The organism is Streptomyces sp. 71268 (assembly GCF_029392895.1).
Lineage (GTDB): Bacteria > Actinomycetota > Actinomycetes > Streptomycetales > Streptomycetaceae > Streptomyces.
Window position 1 is genome coordinate 1551222 of record NZ_CP114200.1, and the last position, 17153, is coordinate 1568374.

A 17153-nucleotide genomic window follows, 5' to 3' on the forward strand; every position below is an offset into this window, starting at 1 on the left:
TCGGCGGCGCGGGGAGCGGTCAGTGGCGGGTGAGCAGCCGGCCGCCAGCGGGTGCGGACGGCTGACCGTCCCGGGCGATCCGCGTGCCGCGCAGCCAGGTGGACCGTACGACGCCGTGCAGCGTCCGGCCCGCGTACGCCGTGACCCGGTTGCGGTGGTGCAGTCGGGCAGCGTCCACGGTGAACGTCTCCTCCGGCGCGAGGACCGCGAAGTCCGCGTCCCGGCCCGGCGCGATGGCGCCCTTGGCGGTGAGCCCGGCGAGCGCGGCCGGGGCCGTCGACATCCAGCGGGCGACGTCCGCCAGGTCGTGGCCGCGCGCCCGGGCGGCGCTCCAGACGGCGGGCAGGCCCAGTTGGAGTGAGGAGATGCCGCCCCAGGCGGTGCCGAAGTCGCCCGTCTTCAGCTCCGGGGTGCTCGGCGAGTGGTCGGAGACCACGCAGTCGATGACGCCCTCGCGCAGACCCTGCCACAACAGGTGCTGGTTGGCGGCCTCCCTGATGGGCGGGCAGCACTTGAACTCCGTCGCGCCGTCGGGCACTTCCTCCGCCGTCAGGGTCAGGAAGTGCGGGCAGGTCTCGACGCTGATCCGGACGCCGGCGGCGCGCGCCGCCGCGATCATCGGCAGCGCCTCGCCGGACGAGAGGTGCAACAGGTGCACCCGGCCGCCGCTGCCCCGGGCCGCCTCGATCAGCGCGGCGATGGCCTCGCCCTCGACGGACCGTGGCCGCGAGGCGAGGAAGTCGGCGTAGCGCGGGCCGCTGGCGGGCGGGGCGCTCGCGAGGTGGTGCGGGTCCTCCGCGTGCACGAGCAGCAACCCGTCGAGGGCGGCCAACTCGTCCAGTACGGCGGTGAGCTGGGCCCGGGTCAGGTGCGCGAACTCGTCCACGCCCGACGGCGAGAGGAAGCTCTTGAAGCCGAAGACGCCGGCCTCGTGCAGGGCGCGCAGTTCGGCCAGGTTGTCGGGCACGGCGCCGCCCCAGAAGCCCACGTCCACCAGGACCTTGGGGCCGGCGACGGCCCGCTTGCGGGCCAGGTGGGGCACGGTGGTGGTGGGCGGGACGCTGTTGAGCGGCATGTCGACGAGGGTGGTGACGCCGCCGGCCGCCGCCGCCCTGGTGGCGGACGCGAAGCCCTCCCAGTGGGTACGCCCCGGGTCGTTGACGTGTACGTGGGTGTCCACCAGGCCCGGCAGCAGCGCGTCGTTCCCCAACTCCACCTGCCGCGCGCCGGCCGGGGCCGGCGTGGTGTGCGGGAGCACCTCGGCTATCCGCCCGTCGGCCACGTGCACGGTAGCGGGTCGGACGCCGGTCGGGGTCACGACGCGCGTCGAGCGCAGCACGAGGTCGACCCGGGCCCGGGCGGGCGGCTCCGCGCCGCTCTCGTACGGGGTACCGCTCGGGGTGGCGACGACGCCCCCCGTTCGTCCGCTCCCCGTTCGGCCACTCCCCGTCGCCGCTGCCTCCCCGGACGACACCGCCCCACCGGACGACACCGCCGCACCGGACGCTTCGGACACGTTGCCCCCTCGCCGCTCGCTGTCACACCGCGCGTCGCACCGATCTTCAACGTTCTGTTGAAGGAGTGTTCACGCGACCCCGCGCCGGCGTCAAGGGCTCGTACGGCACCGCCCCTGACCCCGTAGACGAACCACGCCCCTTCGCAGGACGGAACCGGGATTCCGTACGTCAGAAGCCCGCGTAGCACCGCGCGATGCCCCGGCACGCCCGCCGGTGATGCGGACAAACCCGTCGCTACCGGCGATCGCAGCATGTGGACGGCTCGGTGCGGAACTTCGGTGCCGGGTAGGCTGCCGATGGCCGGTCGGCCAGCGGGCCACCTGGCGCTCCGGCCGATCACCTCCGCCCCGAAAGGAAGCCGACGTGTCGACGTCCGCCCGGTCCCACACCGCCTCCACCGCCAGCTCGGGTGGCGTCCAGTCGCTTGAGCGCGCCTTCGACCTGTTGGAGCGCATGGCCGACGCCGGCGGCGAGGTCGGGCTGAGCGAGTTGGCCACCAGCAGCGGGCTGCCGCTGCCCACCATCCACCGGCTGATGCGCACCCTGGTCGCCACCGGTTACGTACGCCAGCAGCCCAACCGCCGCTACTCGCTGGGCCCGCGGCTGATCCGGCTGGGCGAGAGCGCGTCCCGGCTGCTCGGCACCTGGGCCCGGCCGCACCTGGCGCGGCTCGTGGAGGAGACCGGCGAGACGGCCAACATGGCGCTGCTGGACGGGGACGAGGTGGTCTACGTCGCGCAGGTGCCCTCCCGGCACTCGATGCGGATGTTCACCGAGGTCGGCCGCCGGGTGTTGCCGCACTCCACGGGCGTGGGCAAGGCGCTGCTCGCCCCCGTGCCGGACGACGAGGTGCGGGCCCTGCTCGCGCGCACGGGCATGCCCGCGGCAACCGAGAAGACCATCACGACGCCGGACGCGTTCGTGTCCGCCCTGGAGACGGTGCGCAGCACGGGGTACGCGGTGGACGACAACGAGCAGGAGATCGGCGTGCGCTGCCTGGCCGTCACCGTGCCCGACTCCCCCACCGCCGCGGCCATCTCCATCTCGGGCCCGGCCGGCCGGGTCACGGACGCGGCGAAGGAGCGGATCGTCCCGCTCCTCAAGGAGGTCGCGCGGGACCTGTCGCGGACCCTCGCCGCCACCGGGCCCGCCTGAGCCCACCCGCCGAACCGTCGTCGCCCGCCGGGGGGCCGGGGCCTACCGGGGCACGGTCACCTGTGCGGCGCGTCGCCGAACTGGTCGATCGCCGCGCGCACCGCCGTCACCGATGGCCCGAGCCGGCTCACCGAGCCCAGCGAACTCGCTATCAGCAGCAGCGAGCGCCGCAGCTCCGGCACCTCGGCCCGCCCCTCGCGCACCATCGCGTCCAGGGCGGTCAGCTCCTCGTCGGCCACCGTACGGTCCGACAACTCGACCGGGTAGGCGGCCAGTTCACACCGCAACCGGGAGACCGCGCGCCCCAGCTCCGTCGCCTTGGGGTCGTCTCTTCCGGTGTCGGCGGGCCGTCGGTGCTTGACGGCCACGGGGCCCTCCATGGCCAAGACGTCGGATGGCCGACCGTTCCTTGCCTCGTCGCCTGGCAACACTGACCGCCTCCCCATCTCATGCGTCCGCCCGCGACCCTCCGCGCCCCCGTACACGCGAAGGACGCGGCACAGTTAACGCCACTCTCCGCACGCTGCGCTACACACAGGGCGAAAACCGGTCGGCAAAGCCGGCCAAAACGGCCGGGGGCAGGCGGTCGGGGCGGGCGGTCGGGGGGCGGGCGGTGGGGGGCGGTCGGCGGCGGGCGGTCAGGAGTCGTTCTCGACCGCCACGTCGAGCGCGTTGCGCCACACCGTGACGTCGAGCTTGACGTAGTCGCTCGGGTCGGACTCGGGCGCGAGGCCGTTGAAGGTCACCAGGCCGATGTGGCCGGAGCCGGTGCGCACGCAGATGCGGGAGCCCTTGGAGAGTCGGTCGAAGCCGATCGAGGTGGCGAACCGGGTTTCGGCGCGGCAGGTTTCGAGCGTGCCCTCCTGCGCGTTGTTCAGCAGCACCAGCTTGGTGTCCGGCGACGACGTGCTGAGCTCCCGGTCGCCGAAGGTGTTCCGGTAGGCGATGTCGCTGTCGGTGCTGCCGTTCTCGGGCTCGATGGGGTCGGAGGCGAAGAACAGGTGGTAGCCCTCCGGCAGGTTGATGCCGTTCTTCGTCACCGGCTCGGGGTCGGGGACGACGGTGGGTACCGTCTCGGAGGGGGTTTCCGAGGGCTCGTCGCTCGGCTCGGTGGACGGCTCGTCGGTGGTGGGCGCCTGCGTGCGCGTCTCCGCGGCCTTGGAAGGCTCCTTCTTCTCGGCCTGGTGGGACTTCTTGTCGTCGTCCTTGAGGAGAACGTACGTGGTCACCCCGCCCGCAGCGGCGAAGACCAGCAGGACCGTCACGCCCAGAGCCACGAGCTTGCCCCGGCCGCGCTTGCGCGGCCCCGCGCCGCCGCCCTCGGGCGAGCCGAGCACGGTGGTGCCGGTCGAGCCCGGGCCCGCGCCGTCCGACCCGGTCGCCGGGGTGTGCAGGGCGGTGGTGGAGAACGCGGGCGGCCCGTACCCGCCCTGGCCCGCCGCGTCGCCCGACTGCGGGTAGCCGTACGCCTGGTGCGCGCCGGCCTGCTGCTGCGGATAGCCGTACTGCTGCGGCGGCACGGCGGCCCCCTGGCCCTGCGGGTAGCCGTACTGGTGCTGCGCCGCGACCGGCGGTGGCGTCTGGACCGGGTTCGCCGGCTGGGCCGGGTTCGGCGTGTAGGCCGGGTTCGCCGCCTGGACCGGGGGCGGGGTGTGCGCGGGTGTCGGCGTCGGGGTGGCCTGCGGAGCGGGTGCGGGTGCGGCGGTGGGCTGGGCCGTAGCGGCGGCCGGGGCGGCGGCCGGCGGCTGGGCGGGCGTGGGCGGTTGGGCGGGTGGCGCGGCCGGGGGCGCGGCGGGGGTCTGGGGCGCGTGCGCCGGATAGGCGGGGCTCGGGGCCTGCTGCGGGGCGGGCGGTACGGGCGGCGCGGCGGGCGCGGGGGCGGCCGCCGCCGGCGCGACCTGGGGCGGCGCCGGGACCTGGCGGGGTGCCGGCGCCGGCACCCGGCCGGTGATGTCCGCCGCTACGGCGCCCGGCAACCAGTCCTCGGACCGGCGCAACTGGGTGTGCGGCGACGCCTGTTGGCACAACTGGAGGATCTCGGCGAGCGCGGGCCTGGCGGCCGGGTCCTTGCGCAGGCAGCGGCCGACCAGGTCGGAAAGCTCCGCGGGCAGCCCGGTCAGGTCCGGCTCCTCGTGCACGATGCGGTACAGCACGCCGTGCGAGGTGCCCTCACCGAAGGCCGGGGTGCCGATCGCCGCGTACGCCGCGACCTGGCCGAGCGCGAAGATGTCGGTGGCCGGGGTGACCTCGCGGCCGGCGGCCTGTTCGGGCGCCATGAAGGTCGGGGTGCCGACCGTGACACCGCTGCTGGTGAGCGAGGTGGCGTCGGCGGCGCGCGCGATGCCGAAGTCGATGACGCGCGGGCCGTCGTCGGCGAGCAGCACGTTGGACGGCTTCAGGTCGCGGTGCACGATGCCCGCGCCGTGGATGACCTGGAGCGCCTCGGCTATGCCCGCGACGAGGAAGAGCACCGTGGAGACCGGGAGCTTGCCGTGCTGGGCCACCGACTCGGCGAGCGAGGGGCCCGGCACGTACGCGGTCGCCAGCCAGGGGGTGGGGCCGTCGGGGTCGCTGTCGATGACCGGCGCGGTGTACAGGCCCTGCACCCGCTGGGCCGCCTTCACCTCTTGCCGGAAGCGGCGGCGGAACTCGGCGTCCTCGCTGAACTCGGGCCGGATCACCTTGATGGCCACGGCCCGACCGCCGAGGGTGTACGAGAGGTAGACCTTGCCCATCCCCCCGGAACCCAGCTTCGCGCTCAGTCGGTAACCCGCGACCGTCGTTGGGTCATCGCCCTCAAGTGGCTTGAAAACCCCCGCGGAATCCACACTGTTCATGACGTCTCGTCCCCCGGCCCCATCAGGGCTGCCCCTCAGGCTTGCATGTGACAGCGGTGACCCTATCGGAAGTCGCCACCCGCGCCACCGCCGCTGACGCAGTCACCTTGACTCCTTCACGTACGCGGCGAACCGGCCCGCCACACCGTCACGTCGAGGCTGATGTAGTCGCTCGGATCGCCCTGTGGCGCCGCTCCCTGGTACGTGACGAGGGCCAGGTCGCCGGAGGCGGCCAGCACGCAGACCCGGGAGCCCGGGGCGAGCTGGCCGAGGCCGATCTCGGCGGTGAAGCGGGTGGTGTCCCGGCAGGAGGTGGCGGAGCCGTACTCGTCGGCCCGCAGCAGCACCAGTTTTCCGCCGTCACCGGCGCGCACGCTGCCGCCGCCGCTGCCGGGTGCGGCGGGGTTGCGGTAGCCGAAGTCGGCGGCGGTGGCCGGGGAGTCGTCGGGCCGCAGCGGGTCGGTGGCCAGGGTGAGGTGGTAGCCGTCGGGCAGCGACACGTCGTCGTAGTCGACGCCCTTGGGGCTGATCCCGCCGGGCAACTGGCTGCCCGGGCCGCTGGGCACGCCGGTCGGCTCCGCGCCCTCGCGGTCCCCGCTGCCGGACGGCCCGTCCCCCGGGCCCCGGCCCGCCGGGTCCGACGCGTCGCGCGACGGCTCGCCCTTCGGCTCGCCGTCGGGCGTGCGGGGGGCGCTCGACTCGCCTGCGCGCCGCGCTGAGCTGTCCCCGTCGTCGTCCTTGCCGAGGTAGTACGCGGCGCCGGCGCCCGCTCCCACGACCAGCACGGCGGCGGCCACCAGCGCGGCCACGCGCTGGCCGGCCCGCCCGGGGGACGCGGCGGCTCCGGAGGTGCCGGGGTCGGCCGCGTTGGGCTCCGGGGTGCTGGGGTCGAGGGCGCTGGGGTCGGGGGTGTTCGGATGGCCGGTGGTCGGCCCGCGCCGTGCCGGGTCGAACGCGCCACGGGCGGGCGCCGCCGCGCCGTCCGCCGCGCCCTGGTGCCCGCTCGCGTCGGCGTCGCGGGCCCGGGCCAGCGTCTCGTCGTGCGGGGAGACACCGGCCGGCGCGGGGCTCGCGCTCCGCTGGCCGAGGTCGGCGGCGACCACGGTGGGCAGCCAGTCCTCCGGGCGGCGCAGCTCGGCGCCGGGGGACGCGGCCCGGCACATGGCGATGACCTCCGCCGGGGTCGGCCGGTCGGCCGCCTCCTTGGCCAGACAGCGGCCGATCAGCTCGCGCAACTCCTCGGGCACGCCGCTGAGATCGGGCTCCTTGTGGACGACCCGGTAGAGGACGCCGTGCGGGGTGCCGTCGCCGAAGGCCGGGGCACCGGATGCCGCGAAGCAAGCCACCTGGCCGAGCGCGAAGATGTCGGTGGCCGGCGTGATCTCGGTGGCCTCGGCCTGTTCGGGCGCCATGAAGGCCGGGGTGCCGATGGTCATGCCGCTGCCGGTGAGCGAGCTGGCGTCCGCGGCGCGCGAGATGCCGAAGTCGATGACGCGCGGGCCGTCGGCCGCGAGCAGCACGTTCGACGGCTTGAAGTCGCGGTGCACGATGCCCGCCTCGTGGACGGCGGCGAGCGCCTCGGCCATCCCGGCGATCAGCAGCAACACGGTGGGCACGGGCAACGGGCCGTGGTCGGTGATCACCGACTGCAGCGAGGGGCCCGGCACGTACGCGGTGGCCAGCCAGGGTGTGTCGCCCTCGGTCTCCGCGTCGATGACCGGCGCCGTGTACAGGCCGTGCACCCGCCTGGCCGCCGCCACCTCGCGGCGGAACCTGTCCCGGAACTCCGGGTCCTCGCTCAGGTCGGGCCGCACCACCTTGATCGCGACCGGGCGGCCGGCCGGCGTGTACGAAAGGTAGACCTTGCCCATGCCGCCCGAGCCGAGCTTGGCGGCGAGCCGGTAGCCCGCGATCTGGCGCGGGTCCTTCTCCCCCAGCGCCTTGAAGACCTCCGCCACCTTCGTCCTCCCCGTTTCAGCACCGCACGCCCCGACCTTAACCGAGCCTTCGGGCCCGGTACGCGGTGCGGTGGGCCCGCCCGGTGGGGGCCGGGGCGCGGGCGGGGGGGCGCGTTCCGGTTGGCCGGTGCGCCAGCGCGCCCCGGGCGCGTGGTGCGGTAGGACAGGGGCCATGGCAGCGACCTCACCGATCACACCGGCACCACCACTGGCGAAGGCAGCGGGTCAGGCGACGAGCGTCGGGGAGGGGCCGGCCGTCGTCGGGCTGGTGCTCGCCGCGGGCGGCGGCCGGCGGCTCGGCGGTCGGCCCAAGGCGCTGCTCGACCACGGGGGTCGGCCGCTGGTGGAGCGCGCGGTGCGCGCGGCGCGGGCGGGTGGCTGCGCGCCCGCGGTGCACGTGGTGCTCGGTGCGGCGGCGGAGCGGGTGCGCGAGCTGGCCGACCTCGCGGGCTGCGTCGTGATCGACAACCCCGACTGGGCCACGGGTATGGGCTCCTCGCTGCGCGCCGGGCTGGCGTCGGTGCGCGACGCCACGCGTGGCGCGCTCGGACCGGACGGGCCGGACGAGCCGGATGGACCGGACCGACCGGATGGACCGGACGGGCCGTCAGGCTCGGGCGCCTCGGCGGTCCTCTTGCTCCTCGTCGACCAGCCGGGCGTGGGCGCGGAGGCGGTGGCGCGGGTGGTGCGCGCGCACCGGGCGGGCGCGGGTCTGGTGGCCGCGGCGTACGGGGGGCGGCGCGGGCACCCCGTGTTGTTCGCCCGGGAACACTGGGCCCGGGTGGCCGCGCTCGCCCACGGCGACCGTGGGGCGCGGGACTTCCTGCGGGCGCACGCGGCCGAGCTGACGCTCGTGGAGTGCGCCGACATCGCCTCCTGCGCGGACATCGACACCCCGGCCGACCTGCGGCTGCTCGACCCCGACGGCTGACGGCCGACGGAGGGCCGACCTTCTTCCGAACAGGCCGTGTCGGCGGCTCGCCGGCATCGGCGCCCACTCCGCGCGGTGGCCGACCGACGCCGCGCGGGGTGGGCCACGGGGCGTCAGTGGGCGTCGCGGGCCGGGGGCTGGCCGCGCAGTGCGGTCAGGGCGTGGCGTACCGAGGCGACCAGGGCGTGGTCCGGGGCGAGCACGCGCTGGGCGTCGGTGAGGGTCCGCTCGAACAGGGGCAGGGCGCGCGCGGTGTCGCCCGCCGCGCGGTACGCCTCGGCGAGGTTGGCGCGGGAGGTCAGCGTCGCGGGGTCGGCCTCGCCCAGCACGCGCGAGCGGGCGGCGAGGTTGTGCTCGTGCAGCTCAACGGCCCGGTCCCTGGGCTGCCGTGGGGAGCTGGGGCGGGTCCGTCGGCGCGGGCGGGGCCGGGGTGGCGGTCGGGGGCGGGCTCGTCGGGGGTGCCGGCTCGCTCGGCCGGCTGGACCATCGGCGCATCAGCGGTCGCTGTCGCCGGGGTGGACGCCGGCGCCGGGGCTGGTGTGCGGGCCGGCGCTCGGGTCTGCGGTGGTGCCGGTGGCCGGGCCGATGGTGGTGGCGTCGCCGGTGGACACGATCCCGGAGACGTCCCCGCCGATGGCCACCGAACGATCCCCCGGGGCGTGCACGGTGGCGGGCGGCACGGGCGGCACGGTGGGCGGGGCGGTGGGCGCGGCTGCGTTCCGGGGGTGGGCCGGTGTCGGGGCGGGGCCGTCGCCGGTGGACACGGTGCCGGAGACGCTCCTGCCGACCGCGACGGACCGGTGCGCGCTCGCCGTGACAGCGGGGCCCACGGGCGCGGTGGGACCGGACGGGCCGGGCGGAGCCGGTGCGGCGGGCCGCCGCAGCGCGTACACCGAGACGCCCAGCCCGGCCAGGCCGACGATCGTGCCCACGATGCCCGCCGCCTGGCCCGCCGTGTCCAGGTCGGCGATCGCCACGAGCGCGACCAACCCGATGGCCAGCAACGCCCCGGCCGTCACACCACCCCAGGCCAACGCCCGCTGTCGTCCCGTCATATGAGCCATCATCGACGGCGATCCCCCAGCACGCCACGCACTCGTCACAACCCGTGCCATTCGCCCGGGCACCGGCGCGGGGCGGTCGGCCCGTCGGGCGCGTGGGCGGCGCCGGACGGACGCGGGTGACGGAGCGGCATCCGCTGAACACCGGACCGCACACCAGCCCCCACACCAGACCCCATTGAACTTCCGCCATGAGAAAACTATTCTCCATCAACCAGAAGTAACATCGCCGTCGTGCCGCCGCTCCAAGACCACCGCCGAGGCACCACCACCCACCGGGCCACCGTCGCTCCACGGCGGCACCCCGCCACCGCCCGCCGCGCCCTCGTCCGCCCACCGTGCCCCGCCGGCCGCCCCGTTGGCCCCGCCCGGGCCCGAGAGCGGCCCGGCCGTGGGCGCCCCGTCGAAGGAGAGTGAGCCCTCATGTCCGTACCAGGCCAGCCCCCGCCGGCCGTCACCGTCACGGTCGCCGACGACCCCGCGCGACGCCCCGACCGTCACGACGAGATCCTCACCGACGCGGCGCTCGCCTTCATCGGCGCGCTGCACGAGCGGTTCACGCCGCGCCGCGACGGACTGCTGGCGCGACGCGCCGCACGCCGCGCGCAGATCTCCCGTACCGGCACGCTCGACTTCCTGCCGGAGACCGAGGCCATCCGCGCGGGCGACTGGCAGGTCGCCCCGGCGCCCGCCGCGCTCCAGGACCGGCGCGTGGAGATCACCGGTCCGACCGACCGGAAGATGACCGTCAACGCGCTCAACTCCGGCGCCCGCGTCTGGCTCGCCGACTTCGAGGACGCCTCGGCGCCCACCTGGGAGAACGTGATCGGCGGCCAGCTCAACCTGCGCGACGCCTTCACCCGGCGCATCGACTTCACCAGCCCCGAGGGCAAGTCGTACGCCCTGCGCCCGGACGCGGAGTTGGCGACCGTCGTCGTACGCCCGCGCGGCTGGCACCTGGACGAGCGACACCTGCGGGTGGGCGGGCGCGCCGTCCCCGGCGCCCTGGTCGACTTCGGCCTGTACTTCTTCCACAACGCGCGCCACCTCGCCGAGCGGGGCCGGGGCCCGTACTTCTACCTCCCCAAGACCGAGTCGCACCACGAGGCGCGGCTGTGGAACGAGGTGTTCGTCTTCGCTCAGGAGCAGTTGGGCCTGGCGCGCGGCACCGTGCGGGCCACCGTGCTGATCGAGACCATCACGGCGGCGTACGAGATGGAGGAGATCCTCTACGAGCTGCGCGAGCACGCCTCGGGGTTGAACGCGGGCCGCTGGGACTACCTGTTCTCGATCGTGAAGAACTTCCGGGACGGCGGGCCGAGGTTCGTGCTGCCCGACCGGAACGCGATCACGATGACGGCGCCCTTCATGCGCGCGTACACCGAACTCCTGGTCCGCACCTGCCACAAGCGCGGCGCGCACGCGATCGGCGGCATGGCGGCCTTCATCCCCTCGCGCCGCGACGCCGAGGCCAACGCGGTCGCCTTCGAGAAGGTGCGGGCCGACAAGGACCGGGAGGCCCGCGACGGTTACGACGGCTCCTGGGTGGCCCACCCGGACCTGGTGCCGATCGCCAGGGCCGCCTTCGACCGGGTGCTGGGAACGCGCCCGCACCAGAAGCACCGGTTGCGCGAGGATGTCGCGGTGAGCGCGGCCGACCTGCTGGCCGTCGACTCGCTGGAGGCGCGCCCGACGCGCGCGGGGCTGGTCAACGCGGTGCGGGTGGGACTCAGGTACATCGAGGCGTGGCTGCGCGGTCTGGGCGCCGTGGCCATCTTCAACTTGATGGAGGACGCGGCCACCGCCGAGATCTCCCGCTCACAGCTCTGGCAGTGGGTCAACGCGGGGGTGGTGCTGGAGGACGGCGCTCTGGTCACCGCCGAGTTGGTGCGCTCGGTCGCCGCCGACGAGCTGGCGGCCGTCCGCGCCGAGGTGGGCGAGTCGGCCTTCGCGGCCGGCGCCTGGCAGCGGGCGCACGACCTGCTGCTCCAGGTGGCGCTGGACGCGGACTACGCTGACTTCCTCACCCTGCCGGCGTACGAACTACTCGACTGAGCACGCCAGTTGGCCACTTCCGGCACCGCACCCGACCCCCCTCGTGGCCGGTTCCGGAGGCCATCTGGGCGGGGAAAACGCAACTTCGACAGGGGCCGCGAGGGCGGCTACCTTCACCTGGTCCCCGGCGGTCGGCCACGGCCGCGCGGGGAGTTCCCGCGGGCCACGCGCCCCTTGTGACGGGGTGCGTGGGCATGCCCCGCACACCCTCGCTCCGTGCGCGAGCCACCGAGCGGGTCCCCACCAGCCGCCCCGAACCAGGGAGACGCATGCCCCAGCTCGCTCTGTACACGTTCGGCGTCCTGAGGTCGCCGCTCACCGACCCCGCGCCCCTCACCGGCGAGTTCCTCGACAGCGGCGAAGCCGTCTACCGGACGATCAGCCAGCACCCCGGATACCTCGCTCACGCCGAAGCGGCCGACGGTGAGCGGGGTGGGCACTTCGACCTGGACTGGGGCGCGTGGGGCGAGTTCGCCGTACCGGCCTGGTACGACAGGGGCCGGACGGCGGAGACCCTCGCCCTGGCCGCCTCCCTCTCGCTCTGGACCGGCCTGCGCCTCGCGTTCGACGCCATCTACACCGGCCCGCACCGGGCGGCACTGAACAGGCGTCACGACTGGTTCGAGCGGTCAACGCACCCGGGTTACGTGTTCTGGTGGGTCCCCGACGGCGCGACACCCACCTGGCGGGACGGGGTCTCCCGGCTGGAGCACCTGCACGAACACGGCCCCGCGCCGCACGCCTTCACCTTCCGCCACGCCTTCACCCCGGAGGCGACCGCTACCAGCGTCACCGGCGTCGGGGCGAGGGGTGAGCGGGTGCGTTGACGAGGGAGCCGAACGGCGGCCGGCCCCGTCGTGGTGACAGGGCCGGCCGCCGGGAAGTGCGCCACCGGGAGGTGAACGGTGGGAAAGGGACCGGGCGGTGCGGGACCCCTCTGTCCCGCACCGCCCGTTTCTCCCTCGGCGATGGTCTGGGGCCGGGGCGCCCGTGCGGGCGCCGTTCGGCCGGTCAGCTCGCGGGTCCGGTCACCCGGACCGCGTCAAGCCGGTCGCCGTCGTGCGTGGTTCAGACGAGCTGCCACAGCGCCGGGGCGTTCACCGGGTCCCAGCCGGGCTGGGCCTGGTGCGGCTGGAGGCAGCGGTAGGTGGAACCGTTGTAGGTGACCTGGTCGCCGGTGTTGTACGTGGTGCCGGCCGCCCAGGTGCCCTCACCCGGGCCGGGGCCGGGGCCGGGGCCACCGCCGTCGTCGGTCTTCAGGGTGAGCCCGTAGCCCTGGATCAGCGGGTTGATGGGCTGGTGGAAGGTGGTGCCACCGCTGCGGCAGTTGCCGGAGCCACCGGAGGTGACGCCCTGGGCCTGGCTGCCGGAGATGTACGAGCCGCCGGAGTCACCGGGCTCGGCGCAGACCGTCGTCTCGGTCACGCCGCTGATGGTGCCCTCGGGGTAGGTGACGCTGGTGTTGTGCCGCGTGATCGTGCCGCAGTGCCAGCCGGTGGTGGAACCCGAGCGGCAGATCGAGGCGCCGACGGCCGACTGCGTCGAGCCGGCGACCTTCACGTTCTGGCCCTGGCTCGCCACGTACGGCGTCGCCGTCCAGTTGCTGTTGGTCGCGACCCAGGCCGTGTCCCGGCCGGGGAAGGTGGACGCCTGGAAGGAGCCCTGGCTGACCTGGTTGAAGCCGGTGGTGGTGGTGCCGGCCCGGCCGCAGTGGCCCGCGGTCGCGAAGCCCTGCGTGGTGCCACGGGTGACCGCGAAGCCGACCGAGCAGCGGCCGCCGCTGCCCATGTAGTACGCGTCGCCGCCACGGATGTCGTACAGCGGGCGCGGGCTCTCGGAGATGCGCTCGACGCGCACCAGGTCGCGGGCGACACCGCTGGCGGAGATCAGCTTCTGGGCGGCGGCCGGCTTGACCGCGTTCACCACGACGGCGTTGGTACGCACGTCCACCGACCAGTAGGGGGCGTCGACCGAGCTGTTCTTGACCGCGGCGCGGTCGAGCCTGGCCTTGGCGGCGTCCAGTTCGGCGAGCGTGTGCGAGACCAGCTTGGCCTTGGCGCCCTTGGCGGTGATGCCGGCGACCTCGGAGCGGTCCGTGGTGGCGACGGTCAGCGTGGTGGACTCGGCGCCGCTGACCCAGGCGCCGGCGAAGTCGCGGCCCAGCGACTGCTGGAGCCGGCCGGCGAGCGCGCCGGCGTCGGCCTCGTTGACCAGTCGCTCCTTGGCCTGCTCCGGGCTGCTCAGGCCCAGGTCGCGCTGCATGGCCGCGAGGACGGCCGGGGAGGTGTCGGCGACGCGCAGGGTCTCCGCGGCCGTCGGGGCGGCGGAGTCAGCCGATCGCGCGGAGGCGGTGCCAGGCAGCAGGCTGAGGGCGAGGGCGCCGACCGCCGCTGCCGCGGCACACGCGATGGTGGCGTGTCTTTGGGGCATGGGGTGTCTCCTCGGTTTCGGTGGGGGTTGGCGAAACCGTAAGTGGCGCGATCTCTTCCGCAGAAGATTCCAGATTTACCCCTGCCTCGCGGTATGGACCTGTGGCGGCGCCGCCATCGACGTGCGCCGCCGCGATCGGTCCCCGGCCACCACGCGGGCCACGTCCGCCCCACCGTCGCGCCCGCGACCTGCACCGCGCCGCGTCACGACCATCACATCAGGTCCCCATCGCCCGGCCGCGCCCGGGTCCCGTCCCACGGCTACGCCAGGGACCTCTCCCCCGGTCTGGACGGCGCCCGGCGCGGGTTGGGGGCCGGGTTCCAGACCTCGGCGCCGCGCGCGGCGAGCCAGGCGGCGTAACTCTCGCTGCGGGTGGCGGCGTCGGCGTGCGCGGCGTACGCGTGCTCCACCACGTCGGAGGCGACGTCGGCGGCGGGCCCGTAGGGGTCCCAGCCGATGAGGTGGCGCCACATCAGCGGCGTACCGGCCAACGCCCGGGTCACCAGCCCCGGCGGGGTGGGCAGGGTGGCGCGGCACAGGCCGGCTGCGCGGCCGACCTCGGCCAGGTAGACGCAGGAGGCGATGTCCGTCTCGTACAGGCGCCTTGGCCGGAACCCGGCCCGGGCGCAGGCGGCGTTGAAGCACTCGCCGAAGCAGCCGTCGCCCGGCACGACGGCCCACGCCTCCTCGGCGAGGTCGGCCAACTCGACCTCGGAGTGGGCCGCGAGCGGGTGGTCGGTGCCGAGCATGACGAAGATCGGGTCGACCGCGAACTGCCGCCAGGCCAACCGGTCCGGCTCGGGCGGGGTGCTCTGTCCGCACGCGCCGATGACGGCGAAGTTCAGCCGCCCGTCGGCGACCGACGCGGCGATCTCCCGGTCCGACCAGGAGATACGGGTGGTCACCGGGGCGCCCGGGTGGGCGGCGGACAACCGGTCCACCATGGCGCCGAGCAGCGGCCCGTGGGTGCCGCCGAGCCGGAAGGCGGGCGCCTGCTCGCCGTCCTGGGTCAGGCGCACGGCCTCGCGCTGGAGCTGCCCCACGGCGGGCAGCAGGATACGGGCGCGGTCCAGCACGAAGTCGCCCAGCGCGGTGGTCCGCACGCCGTACCGGCCCCGCTCGAACAACCGCCCGCCCAGGGTGGCCTCGATCCGTTTCAACTGCGCGCTCAGGGCGGGTTGCGCGAGCCCGAGCACAGCGGCCGCCCGGGTCAGGCTGCCCGCCTCGGCTATCGTCCGGATCGCCCTCAGATGCCGCATCTCCAGGTCCATGGTGCGAGCTTGGACCCGCCGTCGGCCCGGGACAATACCCAGGTCCAGACCAGAGCTACGGAAGGCCGTGACGACACCGGCGGACCGTGAACGGCGGAGGCGGCCCGCGAACGGCGGACGCCAGGCGGGGCAGGCGGCCTGGCGGGGGCGGGGCGGCCTGGCGGGGGCGGGCGTTGAGGCCGGCGGCGCGGCTCAGGGGGCGGTCGGTACCGGTGGGGGTGGCGAGCCGGCCGGCTGGTCGGCGGGGGTCGCTGGCGTCGGGCCGCCCAGGTGGTTGAAGGCGAGGTTGAGGGCGACGGCCACGAGGCAGCCGGTGCTGATGCCGGAGTCCAGGACGACCAACACGTCGGCGGGGAAGGCGTGGTAGAAGCCGGGGGCGGCGATCGGGATCAGGCCCACACCGAGCGCTGTGGCCACGATCAGCGCGTTCTCGCCCCGGTCGAGGTCCGCCCGCCCCAGGGTCTGGATGCCGCTGGCGGCGACCGAGCCGAAGAGCACGATGCCCGCGCCGCCCAGGACCGGCAGCGGGACCAGGGATATGACGGCGGCGGCGACCGGGAACATGCCCAGCAGGACGAGGATGCCGCCGCCGGTGGCCACCACGTACCTGCTGCGTACCCCGGTCATCGCGACCAGGCCGATGTTCTGCGCGAAGGCGCTGGCGGCGAAGCCGTTGAAGACCGGGCTGACGGCGGTGCCGAGGGCGTCGGCGCGCAGCCCGCCCTCCAGCGTCCGGCCGTCCGTGGGGCGGTCCACGATCTGGCCGAGCGCGAGCATGTCGGCGGTGGACTCGGTCATGCACACCAGCATCACCACGCACATCGAGACGATCGCCGCGAGCTGGAACTGCGGCGCGCCGAACTCGAACGGCGTGGGGAAGCCGAAGACGTCCGCCTGCCGGACCCCGTCCGGGCTGGTCATCCCGAACGGGACGGCGATCAGGGTGCCGACGACCAGACCCAGCAGGATGGAGATCTGGCGCAGGAAGCCGCGCAACAGCCGGCGCAGCGCCAGCACGGTCGCCAACGTGACCGCGGCGAGCGCCAGATGTTCCGGGGCACCGTGGTCGGCGGCGCGTGGAGCCCCGCCCTGGGCCCAGTTGAAGGCGACGGGCAGCAACGAGAGGCCGATGAGGGTGATGACGCTGCCGGTCACCACCGGCGGGAAGAAGCGCACCAGGCGGCGGAAGTACGGCGCGAGCAGGAAGCCGAGCACACCGGCGACGATGGTGGCGCCGAAGATGACCGGCAGCGCGTCGCCGGGGCCGGCCGACTCGCCGATGGCGATCATGGGCGTCACGCTCGCGAAGGAGACGCCGTTGACGAACGGCAGCCGGGCCCCGATCCGCCACACACCGAGCGTCTGTAGCAGCGTGGCGATGCCGGCGGTGAAGAGGCTGGCCCCGATGAGGAAGGCGGTCTCGGGCGGATCGAGCCCCACGGCGGGGCCGATGATCATCGGCGGGGCCACCACTCCGGCGTACATGGCGGCCACGTGCTGGAGCCCGCTGGCCAGCGTCTTCCCCGGCGGCAGCGTCGCGTCGACCGGATGCGGCGGCTCGGCCGACCGCCCTCGCGCCCGCGCTGGTGCGCGGTCGCGCTCCGGCGCCCGTTCTCCTCTCCGCTTCCGCCACCGCGCGGAGGTCGCCCCGGGCGTGGAGGCTGCGGTGGTTCGACGAAACCTGGGCACTGGCGCCACGGCGGTTCCTCCTGTCGGTGAACGCGCCCTCGCGGGCGCGGAGTTCGCGGAGCGGTGCGTGGGCGGTGGGCACGCTTGCGGTGCGAGGTGCGAGGTGCGAAGCACGCGGGTGCGGGAGGTACGCGAGGTGCGAGAGGTACCCGACGCGCGGGTACGCGGACGGGCGCGGGGCGCGCGGGTACGGGACGGCGCCGCCGGGCCGGTGACGCCGGTGGCGACCGGGCATGCCGGGCACGAGGG

General features: G+C 75.0%; 12 protein-coding genes and 1 pseudogene. 4 read left to right on the forward strand and 9 right to left on the reverse strand.

Features of this window, described 5'->3' with window-relative positions; all coding sequences use genetic code 11:
- Nucleotides 1–19 precede the first annotated feature (19 nt).
- On the reverse strand, nucleotides 20–1339 hold the full coding sequence (allB, locus tag OYE22_RS05575; RefSeq protein WP_277323995.1) for an allantoinase AllB: 1320 nt from the start codon (nucleotides 1337–1339) through the stop codon (nucleotides 20–22).
- 541 nt (nucleotides 1340–1880) lie between these two features.
- Between allB and OYE22_RS05580 the strand changes: the two genes are divergently transcribed.
- On the forward strand, nucleotides 1881–2672 hold the full coding sequence (locus tag OYE22_RS05580) for an IclR family transcriptional regulator (protein ID WP_277319370.1): 792 nt from the start codon (nucleotides 1881–1883) through the stop codon (nucleotides 2670–2672).
- Between the two features lie 56 nt (nucleotides 2673–2728).
- On the opposite strand, the gene OYE22_RS05585 is transcribed toward OYE22_RS05580, so the two are convergent.
- The 3 genes from OYE22_RS05585 to OYE22_RS05595 all read right to left on the reverse strand — a co-directional run bounded on the left by OYE22_RS05585 (nucleotide 2729) and on the right by OYE22_RS05595 (nucleotide 7467).
- The gene (locus OYE22_RS05585) at nucleotides 2729–3040 is read right to left on the reverse strand and encodes a DUF5955 family protein (protein WP_277319371.1); all 312 of its coding nucleotides are present in this window, start codon (nucleotides 3038–3040) and stop codon (nucleotides 2729–2731) included.
- Nucleotides 3041–3310: 270 nt separating this feature from the next.
- A complete protein-coding gene (locus OYE22_RS05590) occupies nucleotides 3311–5509 on the reverse strand; it encodes a serine/threonine-protein kinase (RefSeq protein ID WP_277319372.1) in 2199 nt (732 codons plus the stop codon).
- A 116-nt stretch (nucleotides 5510–5625) separates the two neighbouring features.
- Complete coding sequence (locus tag OYE22_RS05595) at nucleotides 5626–7467, reverse strand: serine/threonine-protein kinase (RefSeq protein ID WP_277319373.1); 1842 nt, start codon at nucleotides 7465–7467, stop codon at nucleotides 5626–5628.
- Nucleotides 7468–7639: 172 nt separating this feature from the next.
- Here OYE22_RS05595 and OYE22_RS05600 point away from each other — a divergent pair, with 172 nt between their 5' ends.
- Nucleotides 7640–8398 carry a nucleotidyltransferase family protein gene (locus OYE22_RS05600; RefSeq protein ID WP_277319374.1) on the forward strand — a complete coding sequence of 253 codons (759 nt, stop codon included), beginning with the start codon at nucleotides 7640–7642 and terminating at the stop codon, nucleotides 8396–8398.
- Between the two features lie 113 nt (nucleotides 8399–8511).
- Here OYE22_RS05600 and OYE22_RS05605 read toward each other — a convergent pair.
- Together OYE22_RS05605 and OYE22_RS05610 are read right to left on the reverse strand one after the other, a co-directional pair.
- Nucleotides 8512–8763 (reverse strand): annotated as a pseudogene (locus OYE22_RS05605) (tetratricopeptide repeat protein); the annotation flags it as partial.
- Between the two features lie 129 nt (nucleotides 8764–8892).
- Complete coding sequence (locus OYE22_RS05610; protein ID WP_277319375.1) at nucleotides 8893–9453, reverse strand: hypothetical protein; 561 nt, start codon at nucleotides 9451–9453, stop codon at nucleotides 8893–8895.
- Between the two features lie 429 nt (nucleotides 9454–9882).
- Here OYE22_RS05610 and aceB point away from each other — a divergent pair, with 429 nt between their 5' ends.
- Both aceB and OYE22_RS05620 read left to right on the forward strand, forming a co-directional pair.
- Complete coding sequence (gene aceB / locus OYE22_RS05615) at nucleotides 9883–11514, forward strand: malate synthase A (protein WP_277319376.1); 1632 nt, start codon at nucleotides 9883–9885, stop codon at nucleotides 11512–11514.
- A gap of 269 nt (nucleotides 11515–11783) precedes the next feature.
- Nucleotides 11784–12341, forward strand: coding sequence for a DUF3291 domain-containing protein (locus OYE22_RS05620; RefSeq protein WP_277319377.1), 558 nt, complete (start codon nucleotides 11784–11786; stop codon nucleotides 12339–12341).
- Between the two features lie 241 nt (nucleotides 12342–12582).
- Here OYE22_RS05620 and OYE22_RS05625 read toward each other — a convergent pair whose 3' ends face one another.
- From OYE22_RS05625 to OYE22_RS05635, 3 genes are all read right to left on the reverse strand, one after another.
- Complete coding sequence (locus OYE22_RS05625) at nucleotides 12583–13944, reverse strand: carbohydrate-binding protein (protein WP_277319378.1); 1362 nt, start codon at nucleotides 13942–13944, stop codon at nucleotides 12583–12585.
- A 260-nt stretch (nucleotides 13945–14204) separates the two neighbouring features.
- Entirely contained in the window at nucleotides 14205–15215 is a 1011-nt protein-coding gene (locus tag OYE22_RS05630) for a LysR family transcriptional regulator (protein ID WP_277319379.1), read from the reverse strand.
- A gap of 192 nt (nucleotides 15216–15407) precedes the next feature.
- A complete protein-coding gene (locus OYE22_RS05635) occupies nucleotides 15408–16748 on the reverse strand; it encodes a nucleobase:cation symporter-2 family protein (RefSeq protein WP_277323996.1) in 1341 nt (446 codons plus the stop codon).
- Between the last annotated feature and the right edge of the window lie 405 nt (nucleotides 16749–17153).

Bases quoted from the DNA above. Each gene is read 5' to 3' on its own strand.
- OYE22_RS05590 (WP_277319372.1), bottom strand. From the start codon at position 5,509: ATGAACAGTGTGGATTCCGCGGGGGTTTTCAAGCCACTTGAGGGCGAT.
- OYE22_RS05600 (WP_277319374.1), top strand. From the start codon at position 7,640: ATGGCAGCGACCTCACCGATCACACCGGCACCACCACTGGCGAAGGCA.
- OYE22_RS05610 (WP_277319375.1), bottom strand. From the start codon at position 9,453: ATGACGGGACGACAGCGGGCGTTGGCCTGGGGTGGTGTGACGGCCGGG.
- aceB (WP_277319376.1), top strand. From the start codon at position 9,883: ATGTCCGTACCAGGCCAGCCCCCGCCGGCCGTCACCGTCACGGTCGCC.
- OYE22_RS05620 (WP_277319377.1), top strand. From the start codon at position 11,784: ATGCCCCAGCTCGCTCTGTACACGTTCGGCGTCCTGAGGTCGCCGCTC.
- OYE22_RS05625 (WP_277319378.1), bottom strand. From the start codon at position 13,944: ATGCCCCAAAGACACGCCACCATCGCGTGTGCCGCGGCAGCGGCGGTC.
- OYE22_RS05630 (WP_277319379.1), bottom strand. From the start codon at position 15,215: ATGGACCTGGAGATGCGGCATCTGAGGGCGATCCGGACGATAGCCGAG.